Source organism: Mesorhizobium argentiipisi (SeqCode), assembly GCF_037179585.1.
Classification (GTDB): domain Bacteria; phylum Pseudomonadota; class Alphaproteobacteria; order Rhizobiales; family Rhizobiaceae; genus Mesorhizobium; species Mesorhizobium argentiipisi.
Genome location: NZ_JAPYKO010000008.1, coordinates 17,311 through 36,640, shown reverse-complemented (window position 1 = coordinate 36,640; position 19,330 = coordinate 17,311). Strand labels below are relative to the sequence as shown.

Sequence of the window (19,330 nt, the reverse complement as noted above, 5' to 3'; positions counted from 1 at the left end):
CTCATAGCATATGCATTTCGGACCCCACCTCCTCCTCGCCGCGCTCGAAGGCCTCGTCACCTCCGCCGTATTGGCGCTGACGGCGCTTGGCTTGTCGCTGGTGTTCGGCGTCATGCGCGTCGTCAATGTCGCGCATGGCGAGTTCTTCATGCTGGGCGCGGTGCTCGCCTGGGCGATCTCGACGGCGATTTCCGGCCACCCGGCGGTCGGTTTCGTCGCCGCGCTCGTGATCGCGCCCTTGCTGGTCGGGCTGGTCGCGCTGCTCGCCGAGCGCCTGGTGCTGCGCCGGCTCAACTACAATCCCGAAGGCACCATCGTCGCCACCATCGGCATGCTCTACATCATCCAGCAGTTGGCGCTGACCTTCTACGGTCCCGAGGCGCGCCCGGTCGAACCGCCTTTCAGCTACCGCATCCTTTTGCCGTGGTTCGGCTATTCCGGCTACAAGCTCTCGGTGGTCGCCGCGTCCGCCATTCTGCTCGTCATCACCTGGTTGGTGCTGACCCGCACCAAGATCGGGCTCGTCATGCGCGCCACCCAGTATGACCGCGAGACGGCGCAGGCCTTCGGCATCCCGGTCGAGCGCGTCTATGCCGGTGTCTTCGCCGTCGGCGCCATGCTGGCGGCGATCGCTGCGGTGCTGATCGTGCCGATCAGCCAGGCGCATTATCTGATGGGGCAGGATCCGCTGCTGCTCTCCTTCATCGTCGTCATCATCGGCGGCCTGGGATCGCTCCGCGGCACCGTGGTGGCCGCCATCCTGATCGGCCTCTCCGACGGCATCGTCTCGATGTTCTTCTCACCGACCCTGGCCAAGATCATCGCCACGCTGGTCGTCGCCATGGTGCTGGTGTTCCGGCCGCAAGGCCTGTTCGGGGCGACGTCCAGATGAGGGATGCTTCGCCGGCAAAGACCTACGCCCTGCATATCGGCGTCGTCGCGCTTCTCTTCGCGCTGAACTTCGTCCTGCCGGATTATCACCAGGGCCTGTTCGCCCGGATCATGGCGCTGGCCGTCTTCGCCATGGGCTACAATCTGCTCTTCGGCTATGTCGGCCTGCTCAGCCTCGGCCATGCCATGTTCTTCTCGGCCGGCCTCTACGGTGCGGGCTTGACCGTCTATCACCTCGGCTGGGGCGTACCGGAAGCTTTTGTCGCCGGTGTCGCCTGTGGCGCGCTGCTCGCCCTGGTCATCGGCCTGCTGGCGCTGCGCACCTCCGGTGTCGCCTTCATGATCGTCACCATGATGTTCGCCCAGGTTTTCTACCTGCTCATCCTCTATTTCGCCACCTGGACCGGCGGCGACCAGGGCCTTGTCATCCAGCAGGCGTCGCGGGTGATCGCGATCGGCGGCGCATCCTTCGACCTCACCAACGCGACCGTGCGCTACATGAGCGCCCTGGCGCTGTTCTCGATCATTCTGCTCGTCACCTTAGCCGTCGTCCGCTCGCGCTTTGGCCGCGTGTTGGTCGCCATTCGCGAGAATGAGGAGCGCACCAAGATGCTCGGCTACGACACGGTCGCCAACAAGCTCGCCGCGGTCGTCGCCTCCGGCGCTATCTGCGCGGCCTCCGGCGCGGCTTATGCCTTGCTCTTCGGCTATGTCGGCTCGGGCTTCGCTTCCGTGCAATATTCCATCCTGCCGCTGCTCTGGGTGCTGCTCGGGGGCGCCGCAACCACGCTCGGGCCGCTCATCGGCACGCTCTTCATGTATTATGTGACCGACATCACCAGCGGCTTCACCTCCGCCTACCTGCTGATCGTCGGCGTGGCGCTCATCCTGTTGGTGCTGTTCTTCCCGAAAGGCATTCTGGGCAGCATCCGCGAGCGCTGGCTGGAGTGGCTGCCATGACGCCGCTGCTCACCACCAAGGGCCTGTCGCGCCATTTCGGCGGCCTGCGCGCAGTCGACGGCGTCGACTTCGCGCTGATGCCGGGCGAGATCCGCGCCATCATCGGCCCCAACGGCGCCGGCAAGACCACTTTCGTCAGCCTGCTCTCAGGCCGCATCCGGCCGTCCTCCGGCATGGTCGTCTTCGACGGCGCCGACATCACCGCCATGCCGGCTTACAAAAGGGTTCGCCTCGGCGTTGCCTACACCTTCCAGATCACCAGCGTCTTCGCCAACCTCACCGCCTTCGACAATGTCGCGCTGCCGGTGCAGCGCACGCTGACCGACGGTCGCACAAAGGGCCAGGTGAGAAGCGGCGTCATGACGGCGCTGGAGCGCACCGGCCTTGCCGAGCGGGCGGGCACGCTTGCCGGGCAACTCTCCTACGGCCACCAGCGACTGCTCGAAGTGGCGATGGGCCTGGCGCTGAAGCCGCGTCTGCTGATCCTCGACGAGCCGACGCAGGGTCTCGCCGACAGCGAGATCGACAATTTCATCATGCTGGTGCGCGAGATCGCCAGGGACGCTACGGTGCTTTTGATCGAGCACAACATGCCGGTGGTCATGCAGCTTGCCGACCGCATCACCGTCTTCAATTCGGGAAAGATCCTCGCCGAAGGCACGCCGGGTGAAATCCGCGCCAACGCCGAGGTGCAGGACGCCTATCTCGGAGCGACCCATGGCTGACTCCGTTAGAACCAATGGCGGATTGCTCACCATTTCCGGCCTCGATTGCTTCTACGGCGAGGTGCAGGTGCTCTACGGCCTCGACCTCACGCTGAACAAGGGCGAGGTGCTTTGCCTGTTCGGCCGCAACGGCGCCGGCAAGACGACGACGCTGAAGGCGATCATGGGTCTGCTGCCGGCTGCGGCCGGTTCGATCCGGCTGGACGGCAAGGAACTGACCGGGCTTGCCGCGCATGACGTGCCGAAGGCAGGCGTCGCCTATGTGCCGCAGGGCAGGCGGTTGTTCGCCGAGATGACGGTAGCGGAAAACATCGAGATCGGTCTGATGGCGCGCGGCAAGGGCAAGCAAACCCGCGAGAGCGTGCTCGATCTCTTACCGTTGCTCAGGGAGCGGCTGAGGCAGCGCTCCGGCACGCTCTCGGGCGGCGAGCAGCAGATGCTGGCGATGGCCCGCGCGCTCTGCCTCGAGCCGCAAGTACTGCTGCTGGACGAGCCGACCGAAGGGCTGATGCCGTCGATGATCGCCAAAATCCGCGAGACGGTGGCGAAGCTGCGCGAACTCGGCGTCTCGACGATCCTGGTCGAGCAGCGCGTCGACGCCGTGCTGTCGGTGGCCGACAGGGTTTGTTTCATCGAAAACGGCCGCAACCGCGAAACGGTCGGTGTCGAGGCCTTGCGCGCCGATCCGTCGGCCGTGCGCAGGTATGTGGGCGTGGGATAACATTACCCTCCCCCTTGTGGGGGAAGGTCGCTGAAGCAGCGGGGCGGGGGCAGCGCCGACCCCCGCCCGGACCTACGGTCCGACCTCTCCACAAGGGGGAGGTAAGGCGCCGTCTCACTCGAAAAACAGAAACCCCGCAACCAGAAACGTAGGGATCAGCACCGCTCCCGACCACGCCATATAGCCGAAGAAGCCGGGCATCTTCACGCCGCGATGCCGGGCGATGGCATAGACCATGAAATTCGGCGCATTGCCGATATAGGTGTTGGCGCCCATGAACACTGCGCCGGCCGAGATCGCCGCGAGCGTCGAGGCGGCCCCCGTCATTAGGTGGCGCGCATCGCCGCCGGCAAGCTCGAAGAACACCAGATACGTCGGCGCATTGTCGAGGAACGACGACAACGCCCCGGTCAGCCAGAAATAGGCGAGGTTGTTCGGTTGGCCGTCGGCAGACGTGACCAATGCCACCAGCGACGCCAGCGCGCCGTCATGGCCGGCCCGCAGGATGGCGATGACCGGCACGATGCAGATGAAGATGCCGGCAAAGAGTTTCGCCACCTCGGCGATCGGCTCCCAGGTGAAGCCGTTCGCCTCGCGGTGGCTCTTGTACGAGACCTTGAGGGACAGCAGGGCAAGCGCCAGGATGATCGCGTCGCGCACCAGGTTCTGCAGCTCGAGGCTGACGCCGAGGATCGGGATGCTGATGCCCGGCTTCCAGCTCGCCGAAAGCAGGATCGCGCCGATCACGCCGGCAAGCAGCGGCAGGTTGGCCAGGCCGCGCAGCCGCACCTTCGTGTCTGGCGTCGGATCCTTGGTCTTCGGCATGCCGCCCTCGCGGCGATGCAGCATGACATCAAGCGCCAGGAAGACGATGAGCACCAGCCCGCCGCTGAACAGCGTCTCTCGCCACAGATTCGCGGTCGTCCAGAAGAAATCGACGCCGCGCAGGAAGCCGACGAACAGAGGCGGATCGCCAAGCGGCGTCAGCGAGCCGCCGATATTGGAGACCAGGAAGATGAAGAAGATCACGACATGGGCGTTGATCGGCCGGTTGTCGTTGGCGCGCAGCATCGGCCGGATCAGGATCATCGAGGCACCGGTCGTCCCGATCACCGAAGCAAGCAGCGCGCCGATCAAAAGCAGCCCGGCATTGACGAGCGGTGTGCCGTGGATGTTGCCGGCGAGCAGGATGCCGCCCGAGATCGTGTAAAGCGCGAACAACAGGATGATGAAGGACAGATATTCGGTGAGCAGTGTGTGCAGCACCGCTTCGCCTGCCGAAGGAAGGCCAAAGACGATCGCCAGCGGCACGACCACCAGCGCGGCCCAGGCCGCGGCGATCTTGCCGTAGTGATGCTCCCACACATGCGGAAAGAGCAGCGGCCCTGTCGCGATCGACAGGAGCAGGCCGGCAAAGGGAAGCGCCCACCAGAGCGACATCGCGGCGCCGGGCAGTTCGTGGATTTCGGCCGCGAAAGCCGATTGCGGAAAAGCAAGAGTAAGTGCGGCTGCCATGCCTGCCGCCAACACTTCCCCAAATGTCGTGAAGCCCCCTCGCTGCCTCACCGTGGCGTCAATCCGCCGAATGATCTTCGAGCGTCACGCCGGCTTCGCGCATGCGCCTCAGCATCGCCTCGACCGAGCCGTTAAGGTCGATGCCGCGGCAGGCGTCGAGCCGCACTGTCGTCCTGAAACCCTGCTTAACCGCGTTGAGCGCGGAGAAGGCGACGCAGAAATCGGTGGCGAGGCCGACCAGGGTGATCGTGTCGATGCCGCGTTCCTTGAGATAGCCGGCAAGGCCGGTCGGCGTCGTATGGTCGTTCTCGAAGAAGGCGGAATAGGAATCGATCGCGGTACGAAATCCCTTGCGGATCACGAGTTCCGCCTTGGTCCAGGCGAGCCCGGAATGGAAATCGGAACCGAGGCTGCCCTGGATGCAATGATCCGGCCACAGCGTCTGCGGCCCATAGGGCATCTCGATCGTTTCGAAGGCCTGCTTGCCCGGATGGCTGGACGCGAAGCTCGAATGTCCGGCGGGGTGCCAGTCCTGCGTCAGGATCACATGCTCGGTCCGCCGGATCAGGTCGTTGACCAAAGGCACGATCTCGTCGCCGCCGGCAACCGCCAGCGCGCCGCCGGGGCAAAAATCATTCTGCAGGTCGATGACGATGAGCGCTTCTTCGGCCATGCGGTTCCCTCTCGTTTCAGCTTGGGGCTCCAGTCCAAAAGCCGCTGATGCGACCGGAGAGGGAACCTTGACCAGATGGCCGGCGGCGTCAACCTCCGGCGCCATAACAATCGCGTTCAGGTCTTCGCGGCGCCAACTCCGGCTTTGACAATTCCGACCGGCCTGATATCATTTGCATACGAATGAATTTGCCTGATCCGGAGATCGGCAAGAAGACCCGAGGCAGGCGCTTCGGGAGGCCAGGAAGGCCCAATTGTCTGGAAGGCAGAGCGTGATCCGTTACGCGAAACCCACCACGGTCGACGAGGCGCTCGCTCTGCTTGGCGAGGACCGCTGGCGCATTCTCGCCGGCGGCACGGATTTCTATCCGGCGCAGGGCGCGAAGCCGTTCCGCGACAACGTCCTCGACATCAACGGTCTCGCCGAACTGCGCGGCATCGCCGAGACCGGCGAGCATTGGCGCATCGGCGCCCGCACGACCTGGACCGACATCGTGCGCCAGCCGCTCCCGCCCGCCTTCGATGCACTGAAGGCGGCCGCGCGCGAAGTCGGCTCGGTCCAGATCCAGAATGTCGCATCAATTGCCGGCAATCTCTGCAATGCCTCGCCGGCAGCGGATGGCGTGCCGGCGCTTTTGGCCCTCGATGCCGATGTCGAATTGCGCTCGGCGAAAGCCGTCCGCCATCGTCCGCTCAGTGAATTCATCCTCGGCAATCGCCGCACGGCGCTGCAGCCGGGCGAGATGGTCACCGCCATCCGTGTGCCGAAGCATTCCGCTGCCGGCAGCTCGGCCTTCGTCAAGCTCGGCGCCCGGCGCTATCTCGTCATCTCGATCGCCATGGCGGCGGCGAGGCTGGTGGTCGAGAATGGCGTGATTGCCGGAGCGGCGATCGCCGTCGGCTCCTGCTCGGCGGTTGCCCGCCGCCTGGCCGGCGTCGAGGCGGCCCTGCGCGGGCGTCCGATCGATGAAGCGCTTGCCGATGCAGTGCTGTCGGCGCCATTCGATGAACTGTCGCCGATCGCCGATGTGCGCGGCAGCGCCGAGTACCGAGAGCAAGCGGCGCGCGAGATCGTCGTCCGTGCCGTGTGCGCGGCGGTCGGGCTTGATCAAGGCAAGGTGGCCGCATGAGCATGGTCCAATCCGGCATGACCCAGTCCGGCATGGCCCAGTCGGGCATGGAACGCGCCGACATCGCCTTCGAGGTCAACGGCGCGGCTGTCAACGTATCCGTGCCGCCGGTCAGGCGGCTATCGCAGGTGTTGCGCGACGAGTTGCGGCTGACCGGCACCAAGGTCGGCTGCGATGCCGGCGATTGCGGCGCCTGCACGGTGCTGGTCGACGGCAATCCCGTCTGTGCCTGCCTGGTGCCGGCGGCCTCGGTGGTCGGCGCTTCCGTCACCACTGTCGAAGGCTTGGCCAATGGCCGGCTGTCTGCCCTGCAGGCGTCGTTCCTGGAACATGGCGCCGCGCAATGCGGCATCTGCACGCCCGGCCTGCTTGTGGCAGCCACCGCGCTGCTGGACCGCAACCCCACGCCGAGCGAGGCCGAGACGCAGGATGCGCTGGGCGGCGTGCTCTGCCGCTGCACGGGATACCGAAAGATCATTGCGGCGGTGATGCAGGCCTCGCAGCACATGAACAGCATCGATCTTCGCCTGCCGGAAGCGGGCCACGCGGTCGGCGCCTCGCCGATCCGCCTCGACGGCGTGCCGAAGGTCACCGGTGACGAGAAGTTTGGTGGCGACTCCTTCCCTGCCGACGCGCTGTCCGTCCTGGTCATCCGCTCGCCGCATTATCACGCTCGATTCAGCTTCGGCGATCTCGACGCCTGGACCAAGGCGCATCCTGGCCTCACCGGCGTTTTCACCGCCGCCGACATTCCGGGAAAGAATTGCTTTGGCGTCATCGGCCCCTTCGCCGACCAGCCGGCGCTGGCCGAGGGTTTTGTCCGCCTGCGCGGCGAGGCGGTGGCGCTGGTGGCGGGCGACCGCGAAGCGATCCTCGATCTCGACCTGACGGATTTCCCTATCGCCTGGACGGAGCTGCCGCATGTGCTGCAGCCGCGCGACGCGAAAGCCGACGGTGCTGCGCTGATCCATCCGCACCGCCCGGCCAATCTGCTCACCTCCGGCCATGTCGAGCGTGGCGATCCGGAAGGAGCGTTCGCCAGCGCGGCCGCCACCGTCTCCGGCACCATCGAGACGTCCTTTGTCGAGCACGCCTATATCGAACCCGAAGCCGGCTACGCCTATATGGATGGCGATACGCTGGTCGTCATCGCCTGCACTCAGGCGCCTTACATGGACCGCGACGACACGGCGAAAGTGCTGGGCCTTCCTGTGGAGAAGGTCCGTATCGTGCCGACCGCCACAGGCGGCGGCTTCGGCTCGAAGCTCGATGTCTCGCTGCAGCCTCTCATCGGCCTTGTGGCGATGAAGACGGGTCGGCCGGCCGCACTTGCCTACACCCGTAATGAATCGATGATGTCGACCACCAAGCGCCATCCGGCCGAGATGAAGGCGACGATCGGCGCCGATGCCGAAGGCCGTGTCACAGGCATGGTCTTCGAGGGCGATTTCAACACCGGTGCCTATGCCAGTTGGGGCCCGACCGTCGCCAACCGCGTGCCGGTGCATGCCTCCGGCCCTTACCTCACGCCAAACTACCGGGCGACGGGCTACGCCATCTACACCAATGGCCCGATCGCCGGCGCCTTCCGCGGCTTCGGTGTGCCGCAAGCCACCATCATGCAGGAAACGCTCTATGACGAGCTCGCCGCCAAGCTCGGCATGGATCGTCTCGACTTCCGGCTGAAAAACTGTCTTCGTAACGGGTACGAAACAGTCACGGGTCAGCACCTCGAATCCGGTGTCGGTATCGGCGAATGCCTGGAACAGCTCAAGCCGCACTGGGCGCGTGCGCTGGCGGAAGCGGAGGCGTTCAATGCGACCCATGCCGCAAGCAAGCGCGGCGTCGGCGTCGCCTCTTGCTGGTATGGCTGCGGCAACACCTCGTTACCCAATCCGTCCACCATTAAGGTCGGCATCTCGGCCTCCGGCGACGTCGTCCTGCACCAGGGCGCGGTCGATATAGGCCAGGGCTCCAACACGGTCATCGCCCAGATCTGCGCCGACGCGCTCGGCCTGCCGCTGGACAAGTTCAAGCTGAAGAGCGCCGATACCGCCATCACGCCCGATGCCGGCAAGACCTCCGCCTCGCGGCAGACTTTTGTCACCGGCAGGGCCGCCGAGAAAGCCGGCCGGGCGCTGCGTGAGAAAATCCTGCGTTTTGCCAATGTCTCTGGTCAGGCGACGATCGCGCTCGACGGCGACAGCATCTCCATCCGGGAGGGCGATGCCGCGCGGCGCATCGATCTCGCTGCGCTCAAGGCCGATGCCGACGGCTTCGTCTTCGTCGCGGAAGAAACCTACGACCCGCCGACGCTGCCGCTCGACGCCAAGGGCCAGGGCAAGCCTTACGCGGTCTACGGCTATGGCGCGCAGATCGCCGAGCTCGAGGTCGATCTCAAGCTGGGCACCGTCAAGTTGATCAAGATCACCGCCGCGCATGATGTCGGCAAGGCGATCAACCCGGTGCTGGTCGAAGGCCAGATCGAGGGCGGCATCGCGCAAGGCATCGGCATGGCGCTGATGGAGGAATACATCCCCGGCCGTACCGAGAACCTGCACGACTATCTCATCCCGACCATCGGCGACGTGCCGCCGGTCGAGCATATTCTGGTCGAAGTACCCGACCCCGAAGGCCCTTTCGGCGCCAAGGGCCTGGGCGAGCATGTGCTGATCCCGACGGCGCCGGCGATCCTCAACGCCATCCGTCATGCCACCGGTGTCCTAGTCACCAAGGTGCCGGCGACGCCGAGCCGCATCCTGGCAGCGATCCGCGAGAAGGAGGCGCGCCGATGAGCGAGCTTGCCGAACGTTTCGAAACCCACGATCCCGGTGAGAAGCAGGTGGCGGAGAAGATCCGCTGCGATGCCTGCCCGGTCATGTGCTACATCGCCGACGGCCGCACCGGCGCCTGCGACCGCTACGGCAATGTCGGCGGCCGCATCGTGCGCATGGATCCGCTGACCATCCTCGACCACGCGGCCGAGACGGGCGGCGCGGTCGTGCCTTTCGTCGCCGAGGGCGAGGCATGGAACGGCGAGCTGGTCAACACCGGCCGCCGCTTCGTCACCGCGATCGGCGCCGGCACCACCTATCCGGACTATAAGCCCGCGCCTTTCATCGTCAGCCAGGAAGTCGAAGGCGTCGATCTCGTCACTGTTGTCACCGAAGGCATCTTCTCCTATTGCGGCGTCAAGGTGAAGATCGACACCGACCGCCACATCGGCGACGAGACGGCGACGGTGCGCTCCGAAGGCGAGGCGATCGGCCATGTCACGACGGGCGAATACGGCTCGCAAATGCTGTCGCTTGGCGGCGTCCATCATTTGACCGGCGGCTCGAAAGCGGAGGGACGTGCCACCTGCGACGCGCTGCTCAATCTCTGCAACCGCAAGCCCGTCGAGCTCACCATCGATGGCGGCGCAACCGTCATCGTCGAGGCCGGCAAGGCGCCGGTCATCGACGGCAAGGTCGAGCATCGCATGCGCGTCGGCTGCGGCTCGGCGACCATCGGCATGTTTGCCACGCAATGGCGCGGCCTCGTCGATGAGGTCGTGGTGGTCGACGACCACATCACCGGCGTCGTCTCCGAGCATCAGGCCGGCAAGGTGCTAGGCTGGGAAGATACCGGGATAAAGATTATCGGCCGCCGCTCGACGCCCGGCCGCTACTTCAAGGTGTCGGAACCCGGCCTCGGCTGGGGCGGCACCACGATTTCCGATCCGCTATCGATCCTCGGTGACTGGAACGCCAAGAAGGGCGCGCGTCCCGGCCTGTCGCTGCTGATGGTGTCGACCACCGGCGAGCAGTTCGCCTATTACGAGCTGGACGACCAGCTGAAGCCGGTCCAGAAGCCATTTCCCGAGCGGCTGCAAAAGTCCGTCGGCCTGATCGAGGACAATTGCGAGCCGGCGCTGTGCACGGTTCTGTTCATTGGCGGCGCCGGCGGCTCGCTGCGCGCCGGCGTCACCGAAAACCCGGTCAACCTCACCCGCTCGGTGCAAAGGCTGAAGACCTATGTGACCGTGGGCGGCGCGCCGGTCTATGTCTGGCCGGGCGGCGGCATCACGCTGATGGTCGACGTCACCCGCGTGCCGGAAGGCGCCTTCGGCTATGTGCCGACGCCGGCTTTGGTCGCGCCGATCGAGTTCACCATGCGCCGCGACGACTATGTCAGGCTGGGCGGCTATGAGAACGAGATCCGCAGCGTGGAGGACATTCTCACCAAGGGTGGTGAGTATCTCAATCCGCGCAGCGACACCGGCGCGCCGGCCGGCAATCCCTGGCCGCCGCTGGCGCAGCTGCGGCGCGCGGCGGCGAACGGGGCCGGATGATGAACGGCCCGCAGGCGCATTGGCTTGCCGACGGCAGGCGGCTCCATCTCAACCATGGTCCGATCGACCTGATCGTCGAGGCCTTTGGCGAAGCGGAGGAATGCCGCGCCGCTTACGAACAGGCGGTTGCCCGCTTTCAGACAATCCTGATCGAGGTGGTCGAGGAACTGCCCGAACTGCGCTTGCCGGCCTTCTTCCTGGCGCCGCGCGATTTCGCCGGTCCGACCGCGCGCCGCATGGAGGCTGCCGTCATGCCGTTGGCAGAATGCTTCATCACGCCGATGGCCGCCGTTGCCGGTTCGGTAGCCGACGAAATTCTCAGCGCAATGCTCGCCGGCCGCCGGCTCGACCGCGCTTACGTCAACAATGGCGGCGACTGCGCTCTCCATCTTGGCATCGGCCAGACGATGACGGTGGCGATCGCCGGCACCGGGAATGGCATGGCCGACCGCGTCGCCATTCGCGCCGAGGAGGGCGTGCGCGGCGTTGCCACCAGCGGCTGGCGCGGCCGGTCGTTTTCGCTGGGCATAGCCGACGCCGTCACGGTGCTGGCGCCGACCGGCGCCGAGGCCGACGCGGCGGCGACGCTGATTGCCAACGCCGTCGATCTGCCTGGACATCCCGCCATCGCACGCGTTGCGGCGCGCGAGCTGGCGCCAGACAGCGATCTCGGTGAGATGCCGGTGACGCAAAGCGTCGGCCCACTTGACGCCGCCGAGATTGCGCGCGCGCTGGACAACGGCCTTGCCGTCGCCGAGGATTTTCGCCGGCGCGGCCTGATCGCCGCGTCGGCGCTGTTTCTGGCGGGCGAGGCCCGCATCAGTGGCTCGGTGATGCTCGCTGCGCCCGACAAGCATGCACTGGAGGAATTTGCCGATGCCTGAGTTTCCGATCCGCAAGATTGCGGTTCTGACCGAGGAGATTTTCCACGAGGGCGGACCCACGGCCAGAGAGCCGCGCCTGCGCGCGGCTGCCATGGCGCTTGTGAAAAATCCCTTCGCCGGCCGTTATGTCGAGGATTTGCAGGGCGCGATGGAGGACCTGAAGCCGCTCGGGCTTCTGCTCTCGGACAGGCTGATCGCAGCACTTGGCGGCGACGTGAAGAAGATCGACGGCTACGGCAAGGGCGCGATCGTCGGCACGGCAGGGGAGCTGGAGCACGGCGCGCTGTGGCATGTGCCGGGCGGCTACGCCATGCGCGAGCGTCTCGGCGATGCCAAGGCGATCGTGCCCTCGGCCAAGAAGGTCGGCGCCTTCGGGTCAAGGCTCGATGTGCCGCTCGGCCACATCAACGCCGCCTATGTGCGCAGCCATTTCGACGCCATGGAGGTCGGCATCAGCGACGGCCCGCGTCCGGACGAGATCCTGTTCTGCCTCGCCATGACCTGCGGTCCGCGCATCCACAACCGCATGGGCGGGCTGGCGGCAGAGGACATCAAGGCATGGGACGGCCTCAGATGAGCGCCGAGGACAATCTGCTGCGGCTGGTCGAGGCCGAAGACAGCGACGAGAACAACTACCACCTGCAGGACCAGGTCGGCTTCATCCTGCGCAAGGCGCATCAGCGCCATGTCTCGATCTTCGCCTCGCATATCGGCGACCTGACGCCGCCGCAATTTGCCGCTTTGGCCAAGCTTTACGACATCGGCGAAACCTCGCAGAACCAGTTGGGAACGCTGATCGCCATGGACGCCGCAACCGTGAAGGGCGTCATCGACCGGCTGAAGGCGCGCGGGCTGGTCGAAGTCTCCAAGCACGAGGTCGACAAAAGGCGCCTGCTGGTCAATCTGACGCCGGAAGGCCGTGAGGCGATCGAGCGGCTGATCCCGCTCGCGCGCGCCATCACCGAGGAGACGTTGGCGCCGCTGACGGCCAAGGAGACCGCGACGTTCCTGCGGCTGCTGGCGAAACTGGCTTAGAGACAATTTGTGGCGGGAAGCGCCAGCGCGGTATTGTCGGTCAAATAGCGGGCGAAGGGTGCAATGCGCTCGTCGGCGACCCGGAAGCTTCAGCCTTGCCGTCGAGAATACCTGCGGTGCGCCGCCAGATCACGGCAACGATCAGCATCGCAATGTAGCCGTCAACGGAATAGTGCCAGCCGGTATAGATGGAGCCGAACAGGATAAAGATCGCGAATGCCCAGCCCGCAACCCCAAGCCAGCGGTTGAGACGCGCGAGATAGAAGGCGTTCAGGGTGGCGACCGCCACATGCATGCTGGGCATGGCGGATATCCCGGAACCAAGCGCTGGATTGTTGGCCTTGTAATTTCTCAGCAGGTAATCGGAATAGTGCAGGACATGCTCGTTGTAGGGACTTCGCCTCAACGCCTCCAGCAGGTCCGCAAAGCGCGTACTGCCAAGAAACTCGTCGTAGAAGATCGGGCCGACGGAGGAAAATACCGTCGCCATGAGCGTTCCGACCACCACGGTGACGAACGCAAGCGCGACAAGATAGCGAAGGTGCAGCAACTGATTGGCGTGCAGCGCTGCGAGGAGCACCATGCCGAACCATTCGAGAAACCAGATCATGGAATATGTCACCGCTACGAGCAGCGCCAATGTGTCGGAATCGAATGCATGGGCGATCCGCCACGGCGCCTGGCCGTGCAAAAACTCACCGATGTCGGCCAGCGCTTTGTCGCTGTAGAAAGGCACGATGGCCGGGATGTTCACCTTGTAGGTTGTGAAGGCGGCAAGCGACAGGATGAACACCGTCAGAACGACCAATGCCCGTAGCCCGTTCGATCTGAGCGCACTCACGAGGAATCCGATCGGCGATCTGGGCGAATTGACCACTGCCGCCGGAATGATCACCACGAAGACGGAGAGCGGACCCCAGAACATGAGCCGGGACAGATATTCTTGCGCGATTTGATAATATGCCGCTGGCCAGATCAAAACCGCCACGGCAGTGTAGAGCAGGCAGAAGATGAGCAGTTTGTGCGAGATATCGGCGATCTGCTCGATATCCGCCGGTTGGCCGGACCGCGATTGCGGCCTGCCCGGCAGACCCGAGCCGACAGTTATATCGTTGAGCGATCCCACGAATGAATGCCCCCAAACCACCCAGGGAGGCACGTCTATATTAGGGGACTTAAAATGTTATTAGCTTGTTTCATAGGAGTTGAGTCGTCAAAAAATAAACGACGGAACGGAACTGTATAAAGGATCGCTGCTACAAGCCGGTGAAAACAACAGTGCCAAACATCTCTCTGGCTTGTTCGGATGTATAGTAGCCAAGCCTAATATCTTCGGCGATCTGCTTCGGGTCGCGCTCGCGCGGGTCGCCATACCCGCCGCCGCCGGGCGTGCCGACACGCACGCGGTCTCCGGCCTTGAGCGCGATGTCCTGTTCCTTGGAAAGATGCGGCGGCACATGCGCTTCGCCGTTCCGGAACACCGTCACGCTGTTCGGCGCGCCGTCCTTGCCGCCGAGCGCGCCTTGTGGCCCAAAGCGTCCATGGTCCATGACGAAGGATGCGCGCGCTTCACCGCGCAATATCTCGACCTCATAGGCAAGCCCGAAGCCGCCGCGATGTTTTCCCGCGCCGCCGGACCCTTCGCGCAGCGCGTAATGCCGGTAGAGCACCGGAAAGGCCTGTTCCATGATCTCGACCGGGGGCGATTTCGAAATGCCGATCGTCGAACAGCCATTGCTCAAGCCGTCGTGTCTGGCATTGCCGCCATAACCGCCGCCCGAGATCTGGTACATGACATAGTCGCGCCCGCGCGCCGGATCATTGCCGCCGAGCGCGAAATTGCCGCTGGAGCCGGCGGGCGCCGCCGTCACCTTTTCCGGCAACGCCTGCACCATGGCCGCGAACACCGCTTCGGCGATGCGCTGCGAAACCTCCGCCGCGCAGCCCGAGACCGGGCGCGGATATCTGGCGTCGAGGAAGGTGCCTTCCGGCCGCTTGACGTTCAGCGGCTCGAAAGCGCCGGCGCTGATCGGCACTTCCGGAAAAATATGCCGCATGGCGAGATAAACCGACGACAAGGTCGTCGCTAGCACGCTATTCATCGGTCCGGCGCAGGGTTTCGATGAGCCGGCAAAGTCGAAGATCAGCGTGTCGCCCTGCTTCTCGACGGCGAGACTGATGGTCAGCGGCTCGTTCACCACGCCGTCGGAATCGACAAAGGCCTGCGAGCGGTAGATTCCGTCAGGGATGACGGCGATCGAGGCGCGCATCTGCTCGGCGGCGCGGCGGCGCAGTTCCGCGATCGCCTCGACGACGGTTTCGTCACCGTAACGATCCAGTATCTCGTTGAGCCTGTCCTGGCCGATCAGCAGCGCGGCGGCCTGCGCCCGGATGTCGCCGATGCGTTGGTCGGCGACGCGGATGTTGGAACAGATGATGGCGTAGATCTCCGGATCGAGCGCGCCCTTCTTGAACAGTTTCACCGGCGGCAGGCGCAGGCCTTCCTGTTCGACCGCCGTGGCCGAAGCGGAGAAGCCGCCCGGCACCGAACCGCCAATATCCGGCCAGTGGCCGGTGTTGGAAAGCCAGCAGAAGATCTGGCCGCCGCGATAGACCGGCATGACGAAGCGCACATCCATCAGATGCGTGCCGCCGAGATAGGGATCGTTGACGATGTAAATGTCGCCGGGCTCCGGCGGCAGGCATCGTCCGTCGGCGATCATTTCGATGACGGTCTTGGTCGAATATTGCATGACGCCGACAAACACCGGCAGGCCCTGGCTGCCTTGCGCGATCAGCGAGCCGTCGACGGCCGAATAGATGCCGTCCGAGCGGTCATTGGCTTCCGCGATGACCGGCGAGAAGGCCGCGCGCGAGAAGGTCAGGTCCATCTCGTCGCAGACCTGCTGCAGCGCCGCCTGCAGCACCGAAAGCGTGATCGTGTCGAGCTTTGCCATTTCAAGCCTCGCCGATGTCGATGATGATGTTGCCGTCGGCATCCGAGCGCGCCCGGTCGCCTGGTTCGAGCACGGTGGTGGCATCCATCTGCTCGAGGATCGCCGGCCCCGCAATTGTTGCGTCGAGCGGCAGCTTTTCGCGCGCGTAAACCGGCGTGTCGTGCCAGCGCCCGCTGTACCAGACCGGCCGGATTTCGCGCCGCGCCTCCTCGAGCGTGGCGGCGCGTCCCGCGGGGTCGATCAGCCGTGACAGGTCGATCTGGGGCCGCACGCCGGTGACCGAGGTGTTGAGGTTGACCAGGTTGGCGCGGATTTCCGGCAGCTCGACCTTGAAGCGGGCGAAATAGGCTTTTTCGAACAGAAGCTGCAGTGTTTCTCGTGAAACTGACGAGGAGGTCAGCGGCACGTTGATGATGTGCGTCTGGCCGACGAACTGCATGTCGGCCGAATGGGTGACGCGGGTCACCTCGGGTTTCACCGCTTCCTTGGCGATCAACGCCTCGCCTTCGTTACGGTGCCGTTCCAATACCTCGCGAAGCGCAGTTTCGTCGAGGCTGCCGACCGGCTGGTTGATTGTGTTGACGAAGTCATGCCTGAGATCGGCGACGACGCAGCCGAGCGCGTTGGTGATGCCCGGGCGCGCCGGCACCAGCACCCTGGGCAGGCCGAGCTCGCGTGCGAGCGCCGTCGCATGCAGCGGCCCGGCGCCGCCGAAGGCGAACAGCGCGAAATCGCGTGGATCGTGGCCGCGCGACACCGAGACCATGCGGATGGCGCCCGCCATCTTCATGTTGCCGAGCCTCAGCACAGCACCCGCCGCTTCGACGCCGGAGAGGCCTGTGTGCTTGCCGATCTTGTCCTCGAAAATATCGGTGACACGCTCGACCGTGACCGGATTGTCGACGGCGAGCAATTTCTTCGGCGCCAGGCGGCCGAGCACCAGATTGGCGTCGGTGATGGTCGGCTCGATGCCGCCGCGCCCGTAGCAGATCGGGCCTGGGTTGGCGCCGGCGCTTTCCGGGCCGATCTGGATCAGCCCGGCCGCATCGACGCGCGCGATCGAGCCGCCGCCGGCACCGACGGTGTGCACCGCCACCATCGGCACATGGATCGGCATTGCATATTCGATCTCGATCTCGTTCGACACGGCGGGCTCGGCGTTGCGGATCAGGGCCACGTCGGTCGAGGTGCCGCCCATGTCGTAGGTAACGAGGTTGCCGAAGCCGGCGCGTTTTCCGGTATAGGCAGCGGCGATCACGCCCGACGCCGGGCCGGACATCACGGTCTTGGCCGATTCCTGCGTGACGAAGCGAGCCGAGATCATGCCGCCATTGCCGTTCATGATCAAGAAGTCGCGGGCGTAGCCCTTTGCCGCCAGCTCCTTGCGCAGCCGCTCGACATAGCGCTCGAGGATCGGCTGAACCGAGGCGTTGACCGCCGCGGTGACGCCGCGTTCGAACTCGCGCGCTTCCGAAAGCAGCGCATGGCCGGTGGTGATGTGGCCGTTCGGCCAGAATTCCGCCGCGATCTCGGCGGCGCGCCGTTCATGCGAGGGGTTGGCGTAGGAGTGCAGGAAATGGATGACCAGCGACTCGCAGCCGGCGTCGAGCAGCTTCTTCACCGCATCGCGCATCTCGGCTTCGTCGAGTGGGATGCGCACGGCGCCCGACGCCTCGACCCGCTCCGACACTTCGAGCCGAAGGTCTCGGGGAATGACGGGGACGAAAGTGCCCGTCATGCCATAGGCCTGCGGCCTCGTGCGCCGGCCAAGCTCGATCACATCGCGAAAGCCGCGCGTGGTGATCATGCCGGTCCGCGCCAGGCGACGCTCCAGCACGGCGTTGGTCGTGGTCGTCGTGCCATGCACGATGAGGTCGATGCCGTCGATCGGAAAGCCGGTGGCGCCAAGGGCTGCGACCACGCCGAAGGCCTGGTTTTCCACTGTGGTCGGGGTCTTGGCGATATGGACCTTGCCGCCTGCCTTGCCGTCGATCAAAAGCAGATCGGTGAAAGTCCCGCCGACATCGATGCCAGCTACGACGCTTCCCGCCGACGCCGAAAATTTCTCATTCATTGCCGAAACCCGAAATGCCAGGACTACGGATATGCCTTGGTTTGGAAAGGCCTTTTACGTCGCCATCTTGACCTCAAGATCATTTGTATACTAATAAGTTTCCGACACAAGAGCTTACCGCTTGTCAATGTGCAGCGAGCACGTCGGGACCTGACCGTTCGGGCGCGCAGGAGAAAGTTTGGCGCCCAGTGCGTTTCATCTGGGCCGGAAAGTTGGGTTGGAATGAACACGACATCCGCGTTGAACGTCGCCGGCGCAAGGCCGCTGCAGTTCCCGATCCCGGCCAATGTCTATGCCGAGACCGTGGTGTCGGTGAAGCATTACACCGATCGGCTGTTCTCCTTCCGCATCACCCGGCCGCAGTCGCTGCGCTTCCGCTCCGGCGAGTTCGTCATGATCGGCCTGCCCAATGCCGAGAAGCCGATCTTCCGCGCCTATTCGGTCGCCAGCCCCGCCTGGGATGATGAGCTCGAATTCTTCTCGATCAAGGTGCCGGACGGTCCGCTGACCTCCGAGCTGCAGAAGATTGAGGTCGGCGACACCGTCATCATGCGCCAGAAGTCGACCGGCACGCTGGTGCTCGACGCGCTGACGCCCGCCAAGCGCGTGATCATGATCTCGACCGGCACCGGCATCGCGCCCTTCGCCAGCCTGCTGCGCGACCCTGACACCTACGAGAAGTTCGACGAGGTCATCCTCACCCACACCTGCCGCGACAACGCCGAGCTCACCTATGGCCAGGAACTGGTGGCCGGGCTCGAGAGCGACCCGCTGATCGGCGAGCTGACCGGCGGCCGCGTCACGCTCTACAATTCGACGACGCGCGAGGAATCGGCGCGCATGGGCCGCATCACTGCTCTGATCGGCTCGGGCAAGTTCTATTCGGACCTCGGCATCGACAAGCTCAATCCCGAGACGGACCGCATCATGATCTGCGGCTCGATGCACATGCTGAAGGACGTCAAGGAACTCGCCGAGAGCCTCGGCTTCCAGGAAGGCTCGTTGAGCCATCCGGCCAGCTTCGTCGTCGAGCGCGCCTTCGTCGGCTGAGGCATATCGCGGTCCGCCAGCTCTGTTGGAGGCGTGAGATTAGCGACGACATTCGCGCTTCGTCCTTCTAGGGCGAGCAAGGAGCGGAGCGACGCGCGCAGACCCTAGAATCCATGCCGTTATGCTAAGGCGTTGCGGCGGTTACAGAATTCTGCACCGTTGCACTCTGCGGCAGAGGTCACGGCATGCATACTCGGGTCAAGCCCGAGTATGACGAAGGGATGGGCGTTGCGGCCAATCTCCAACGCCGGGAGCGCCTACCCAGCATGATGTTTTGACCATACGGTCAAAAATCTGCTGCCTGAGCGGCCTTTTTGCGCTATGACCTTTTGAAAGACTCGTGAAGCATCGCTTCACGGGCTATCTTCGTGCCTGCCACCCAG

The 19,330-nt window shown here is 64.8% G+C and carries 16 protein-coding genes; 11 read left to right on the top strand and 5 right to left on the bottom strand.

Features of this window, described 5'->3' with window-relative positions; translation table 11 throughout:
* Window positions 1–10: 10 nt before the first annotated feature.
* From O7A05_RS13545 to O7A05_RS13530, 4 genes are read left to right on the top strand one after another with little or no spacing between them, the layout of a single operon-like run.
* Entirely contained in the window at window positions 11–892 is an 882-nt protein-coding gene (locus O7A05_RS13545; protein ID WP_337093596.1) for a branched-chain amino acid ABC transporter permease, read from the top strand.
* Window positions 889–1,851, top strand: coding sequence for a branched-chain amino acid ABC transporter permease (locus tag O7A05_RS13540; RefSeq protein ID WP_337093595.1), 963 nt, complete (start codon window positions 889–891; stop codon window positions 1,849–1,851). The genes O7A05_RS13545 and O7A05_RS13540 overlap by 4 nt, the downstream gene beginning before the upstream one ends.
* The gene (locus tag O7A05_RS13535; protein WP_337093594.1) at window positions 1,848–2,576 is read left to right on the top strand and encodes an ABC transporter ATP-binding protein; all 729 of its coding nucleotides are present in this window, start codon (window positions 1,848–1,850) and stop codon (window positions 2,574–2,576) included. The genes O7A05_RS13540 and O7A05_RS13535 overlap by 4 nt, the downstream gene beginning before the upstream one ends.
* Entirely contained in the window at window positions 2,569–3,297 is a 729-nt protein-coding gene (locus O7A05_RS13530) for an ABC transporter ATP-binding protein (RefSeq protein WP_337093593.1), read from the top strand. Before O7A05_RS13535 ends, O7A05_RS13530 begins: the two co-directional genes overlap by 8 nt.
* A 114-nt stretch (window positions 3,298–3,411) precedes the next feature.
* Here O7A05_RS13530 and O7A05_RS13525 read toward each other — a convergent pair whose 3' ends face one another.
* Together O7A05_RS13525 and pncA are read right to left on the bottom strand one after the other, a co-directional pair.
* On the bottom strand, window positions 3,412–4,812 hold the full coding sequence (locus tag O7A05_RS13525) for a sodium:proton antiporter (protein WP_337093592.1): 1,401 nt from the start codon (window positions 4,810–4,812) through the stop codon (window positions 3,412–3,414).
* Between the two features lie 58 nt (window positions 4,813–4,870).
* Window positions 4,871–5,485 (bottom strand): bifunctional nicotinamidase/pyrazinamidase, encoded by a 615-nt coding sequence (pncA, locus tag O7A05_RS13520; RefSeq protein ID WP_337093591.1) that lies wholly within the window; start codon window positions 5,483–5,485, stop codon window positions 4,871–4,873.
* A 271-nt stretch (window positions 5,486–5,756) separates the two neighbouring features.
* Between pncA and O7A05_RS13515 the strand changes: the two genes are divergently transcribed.
* From O7A05_RS13515 to O7A05_RS13490, 6 genes are read left to right on the top strand one after another with little or no spacing between them, the layout of a single operon-like run.
* The gene (locus O7A05_RS13515; RefSeq protein WP_337093590.1) at window positions 5,757–6,614 is read left to right on the top strand and encodes an FAD binding domain-containing protein; all 858 of its coding nucleotides are present in this window, start codon (window positions 5,757–5,759) and stop codon (window positions 6,612–6,614) included.
* Window positions 6,615–6,661: 47 nt separating this feature from the next.
* On the top strand, window positions 6,662–9,409 hold the full coding sequence (locus O7A05_RS13510; RefSeq protein ID WP_415927011.1) for a molybdopterin-dependent oxidoreductase: 2,748 nt from the start codon (window positions 6,662–6,664) through the stop codon (window positions 9,407–9,409).
* Window positions 9,406–10,947, top strand: a complete 1,542-nt coding sequence (locus O7A05_RS13505; RefSeq protein ID WP_337093588.1) for a 6-hydroxynicotinate reductase — start codon at window positions 9,406–9,408, stop codon at window positions 10,945–10,947. Before O7A05_RS13510 ends, O7A05_RS13505 begins: the two co-directional genes overlap by 4 nt.
* A complete protein-coding gene (locus tag O7A05_RS13500; RefSeq protein WP_337093587.1) occupies window positions 10,947–11,831 on the top strand; it encodes a UPF0280 family protein in 885 nt (294 codons plus the stop codon). The genes O7A05_RS13505 and O7A05_RS13500 overlap by 1 nt, the downstream gene beginning before the upstream one ends.
* Window positions 11,824–12,408, top strand: coding sequence for an amino acid synthesis family protein (locus tag O7A05_RS13495; RefSeq protein ID WP_337093586.1), 585 nt, complete (start codon window positions 11,824–11,826; stop codon window positions 12,406–12,408). The genes O7A05_RS13500 and O7A05_RS13495 overlap by 8 nt, the downstream gene beginning before the upstream one ends.
* A complete protein-coding gene (locus O7A05_RS13490) occupies window positions 12,405–12,866 on the top strand; it encodes a MarR family winged helix-turn-helix transcriptional regulator (protein WP_337093585.1) in 462 nt (153 codons plus the stop codon). Before O7A05_RS13495 ends, O7A05_RS13490 begins: the two co-directional genes overlap by 4 nt.
* A gap of 40 nt (window positions 12,867–12,906) precedes the next feature.
* On the opposite strand, the gene O7A05_RS13485 is transcribed toward O7A05_RS13490, so the two are convergent.
* From O7A05_RS13485 to O7A05_RS13475, 3 genes are all read right to left on the bottom strand, one after another.
* Complete coding sequence (locus tag O7A05_RS13485) at window positions 12,907–13,854, bottom strand: phosphatase PAP2 family protein (protein WP_337093584.1); 948 nt, start codon at window positions 13,852–13,854, stop codon at window positions 12,907–12,909.
* 268 nt (window positions 13,855–14,122) lie between these two features.
* Window positions 14,123–15,823 carry a hydantoinase B/oxoprolinase family protein gene (locus O7A05_RS13480; protein ID WP_337093583.1) on the bottom strand — a complete coding sequence of 567 codons (1,701 nt, stop codon included), beginning with the start codon at window positions 15,821–15,823 and terminating at the stop codon, window positions 14,123–14,125.
* Window position 15,824: 1 nt separating this feature from the next.
* Window positions 15,825–17,897, bottom strand: coding sequence for a hydantoinase/oxoprolinase family protein (locus tag O7A05_RS13475; protein ID WP_337093582.1), 2,073 nt, complete (start codon window positions 17,895–17,897; stop codon window positions 15,825–15,827).
* Between the two features lie 222 nt (window positions 17,898–18,119).
* Between O7A05_RS13475 and O7A05_RS13470 the strand changes: the two genes are divergently transcribed.
* The gene (locus O7A05_RS13470; protein ID WP_224713703.1) at window positions 18,120–18,947 is read left to right on the top strand and encodes a ferredoxin--NADP reductase; all 828 of its coding nucleotides are present in this window, start codon (window positions 18,120–18,122) and stop codon (window positions 18,945–18,947) included.
* Window positions 18,948–19,330 lie beyond the last annotated feature (383 nt).

Coding starts and splice junctions, on each gene's coding strand:
- O7A05_RS13545 (WP_337093596.1), top strand. CDS start 11: ATGCATTTCGGACCCCACCTCCTCCTCGCCGCGCTCGAAGGCCTCGTC.
- O7A05_RS13540 (WP_337093595.1), top strand. CDS start 889: ATGAGGGATGCTTCGCCGGCAAAGACCTACGCCCTGCATATCGGCGTC.
- O7A05_RS13535 (WP_337093594.1), top strand. CDS start 1,848: ATGACGCCGCTGCTCACCACCAAGGGCCTGTCGCGCCATTTCGGCGGC.
- O7A05_RS13530 (WP_337093593.1), top strand. CDS start 2,569: ATGGCTGACTCCGTTAGAACCAATGGCGGATTGCTCACCATTTCCGGC.
- O7A05_RS13525 (WP_337093592.1), bottom strand. CDS start 4,812: ATGGCAGCCGCACTTACTCTTGCTTTTCCGCAATCGGCTTTCGCGGCC.
- pncA (WP_337093591.1), bottom strand. CDS start 5,485: ATGGCCGAAGAAGCGCTCATCGTCATCGACCTGCAGAATGATTTTTGC.
- O7A05_RS13510 (WP_415927011.1), top strand. CDS start 6,662: ATGGAACGCGCCGACATCGCCTTCGAGGTCAACGGCGCGGCTGTCAAC.
- O7A05_RS13505 (WP_337093588.1), top strand. CDS start 9,406: ATGAGCGAGCTTGCCGAACGTTTCGAAACCCACGATCCCGGTGAGAAG.
- O7A05_RS13500 (WP_337093587.1), top strand. CDS start 10,947: ATGAACGGCCCGCAGGCGCATTGGCTTGCCGACGGCAGGCGGCTCCAT.
- O7A05_RS13495 (WP_337093586.1), top strand. CDS start 11,824: ATGCCTGAGTTTCCGATCCGCAAGATTGCGGTTCTGACCGAGGAGATT.
- O7A05_RS13490 (WP_337093585.1), top strand. CDS start 12,405: ATGAGCGCCGAGGACAATCTGCTGCGGCTGGTCGAGGCCGAAGACAGC.
- O7A05_RS13480 (WP_337093583.1), bottom strand. CDS start 15,823: ATGGCAAAGCTCGACACGATCACGCTTTCGGTGCTGCAGGCGGCGCTG.
- O7A05_RS13475 (WP_337093582.1), bottom strand. CDS start 17,897: ATGAATGAGAAATTTTCGGCGTCGGCGGGAAGCGTCGTAGCTGGCATC.
- O7A05_RS13470 (WP_224713703.1), top strand. CDS start 18,120: ATGAACACGACATCCGCGTTGAACGTCGCCGGCGCAAGGCCGCTGCAG.